Annotated in this window: 4 protein-coding genes; 3 read left to right on the forward strand and 1 reads right to left on the reverse strand. The window is 31.7% G+C overall.

Annotation, left to right across the window (positions count from 1 at the left end):
* A partial coding sequence (locus FHL06_RS14410) for a hypothetical protein (protein ID WP_192917982.1) occupies positions 1–396 on the forward strand: 396 nt, incomplete at its 5' end.
* Positions 397–442: 46 nt separating this feature from the next.
* Here the strand turns inward: FHL06_RS14410 and FHL06_RS12290 are convergent.
* Positions 443–736 (reverse strand): bacteriocin immunity protein, encoded by a 294-nt coding sequence (locus FHL06_RS12290; protein ID WP_153386858.1) that lies wholly within the window; start codon positions 734–736, stop codon positions 443–445.
* A gap of 330 nt (positions 737–1,066) precedes the next feature.
* Between FHL06_RS12290 and FHL06_RS12295 the strand changes: the two genes are divergently transcribed.
* Together FHL06_RS12295 and FHL06_RS12300 are read left to right on the forward strand one after the other, a co-directional pair.
* Positions 1,067–2,245, forward strand: coding sequence for an IS256 family transposase (locus FHL06_RS12295; protein WP_153386860.1), 1,179 nt, complete (start codon positions 1,067–1,069; stop codon positions 2,243–2,245).
* A 143-nt stretch (positions 2,246–2,388) separates the two neighbouring features.
* Positions 2,389–2,511 carry a bacteriocin gene (locus FHL06_RS12300; protein WP_153386862.1) on the forward strand — a complete coding sequence of 41 codons (123 nt, stop codon included), beginning with the start codon at positions 2,389–2,391 and terminating at the stop codon, positions 2,509–2,511.
* The last annotated feature ends 250 nt before the right edge of the window (positions 2,512–2,761 follow it).

The raw sequence follows: 2,761 nt of genomic DNA on the forward strand, positions 1-2,761 counted from the left end.
CAAATTGAAATAAGATCGATTTATAAAATTTCATCATTGATCTTTGCGGCGTTTATTGGCGCTTGGTTGTTAGTTTCACCAACTGGTCAATTGTCATACATCATCATGGTGGCTCTATTCATGTTGTTAAATATTATGAATGGCGTTGGTGGCGTTGGCGAAAAGAAAATCGTTTTAAACGGTTTTTATTCAGGTGTTCTCGATTATGCTCAAGTAGTTCACGTAACCTTGATTCCCATTGAAATTCCAGGACGTAAACCTAAAGTAGCAGTTATCTTCAACACAAAACGACCACAACAAGTTGAGATGAATTTTAATATCTCCTATAAAGAAATGGAAAAGTACTTACAAAAGAAATTGTCTAATGATGCTTCAGTTGAAGTTGGACAAATATAATCAGCAAAAAAGGTTTGAGAATTTTTATTCTCAAACCTTTTTATTATTAATAACCGCATGGAATATAAGTTAGTTTAGCTAGTTCGGTTAATTTACTAGACTGACTTTTTGTTAAGACAATATGATTCTTTGTCACAACATTAGAAAGGGAAATGTTCATTCTACTTAGAATGTAAGGAACTGAAGATTCTTGTTTTTCTAATTCATCTTTATAATCTAGTAAAACTTTTTGAAGTGTGGCATCTTCTGGATAATTGTAGATGTCTGTTAATACATCGTCGATGACTGAAATCGCAGCATCAGCGCGTTCTGAACCACCGGAAAACCATTTAATTGTCATTAATTTGCCTCCTAAAGTATCTAAACAGAGTTTACTGAAATCGTAATAAGATAGAAAAAAATATACTGAACAAGGGTGGATATGATCTTGAATTTAAAATATGTAATGATTTTCTAGAAAATCTGTAAATTGAAAAATAATACGTTTATATGCAAAAATCAACGTTTATATATTTTATATAGATAAAGTTGTTTGAAATAGTATAATATCCAAAGTGGTATTTGGAGAGTATAAAATAGTTTGTGTAAATGAATTAAAATCCTATTGAAAAGGGAACCCCTTCCCCGTATGATTAAATCGTCAAACCAAACCAAAACGGAGGGATTCCCCATGGAACAGTTTACCAAAGATTTAACCAAAACTCTATTATCAAATGGCGATGTTAAAGAACTTTTTCGCCAACAACTTGAAAAAGCTATTAATCAAATATTACAAGCTGAGTTAACTTCGTTACTCGGTTATGATCCTTATGAACGTAATGGTTTTAAGGCTAACAATCATCGGAATGGTCAATACTTTCGGTTAATTGATTCCGAATATGGTAAGTTGAAAATTGCTGTGCCGCGTGACCGACAAGGCAAGTTTCATAATCATTTACTTCCAGCTTATTCTCGTCGTCAAGATGCTTTAGAAACTACAATTATTCAACTTTACTCTAAAGGTGTTACCACTCGTGAAATCGCTGATTTGATTGAGAAAATGTATGGTTCTTATTATTCAGCTACAACTGTTTCTAACATTACTGCTCAAGTAACTGAGCAGATTGAAGCTTTTCATCAACGAACCATTAAAGCAAACTATGTTTGCTTATTCTTAGATGCAACTTATTTACCTTTGCGTCGTGACACAGTTCAAAGAGAAGCGGTTTATATTGCCTTAGGAATTACACCCACTGGAATTAAAGAAGTTCTTGATTATCGCATTGCACCCAGTGAAAATGCTGAAGTCTGGTCGGAAATGGCAGCAGATCTTAAGCAGCGAGGGCTTAAACAGGTTCAATTAATTATTGCGGACGGAATGGTCGGACTTCAACCAGCGCTGTTACATGCTTTTCCTAAAGCAAAATTTCAAAGATGTTTAGTTCATGTTATGCGTAATATTAGTACACATGTCCGTTTAAAAGACCGTGAGGTCATTTTAAATGATTTCAAACAGCTTCATTCGGTAACCAATGAAGCTGAAGCTCGTAAAATGCTTGCCGATTTTTATAGTACTTGGGAAAAACAATACACAAATCTAATTAGTCACATTAGGTCAATTGAAAAGGAATTATTAGCTTTTTTGGCTTTTCCAGCCGCAATACGCCCAACCATTTATTCAACAAATATTATAGAATCGCTAAATAAAAAGATTAAACGCAAGACTAAAGCAAAAGAACAGTTTCCCAATGAAAAATCATTAGACAATTTCATTGGAGTGCAAGTAATTAGTTACAACGAAAAGAACTTTAATCGAATTCATCGTGGATTCGGACAAGTTAAGGATACATTAGAATCACTTTTCGACTGAAAAGATTTAATTTTATGGAGAAAGGGCAATTCCTTTTTACACAAACTTCTTGACACTCCCGGTATTTGATGAGTGAATATATTAACTTGAAGTATGGTCAATATAATGGCTCTTTATTATAGATTATTAGGGGAGATAATATTATGAAAAAGAATATTTCAGAAAAAGAACTATCAACAATATCAGGTGGAAAAACAAAAAATCTAACTATGGTATATCAATCCAAAGGATTTGTTAAAAAGTTAGTAAACTGGTTTAAGCATTAACGATGGTTAACGTTTCTATACCAATGGAGTTTATTTTAGATAGTAGTTTTATTTTTTTTGTTTTGACACTGTATACAAATATGAAATTTGAAAATTCAATTATAAATGAATTTTTAAATTTCATATATTCTATGATTTGGGGGACTCATAAGTTTATTATTTGAAAATTTTACATATATATTATTTTTAATGTACTTTATTATAAAGAAAATGTTAAAAGAAAAAACTATTAAATTTCATAAAAGTGAAA

This window comes from Companilactobacillus halodurans (assembly GCF_009600985.1).
Lineage (GTDB): Bacteria > Bacillota > Bacilli > Lactobacillales > Lactobacillaceae > Companilactobacillus > Companilactobacillus halodurans.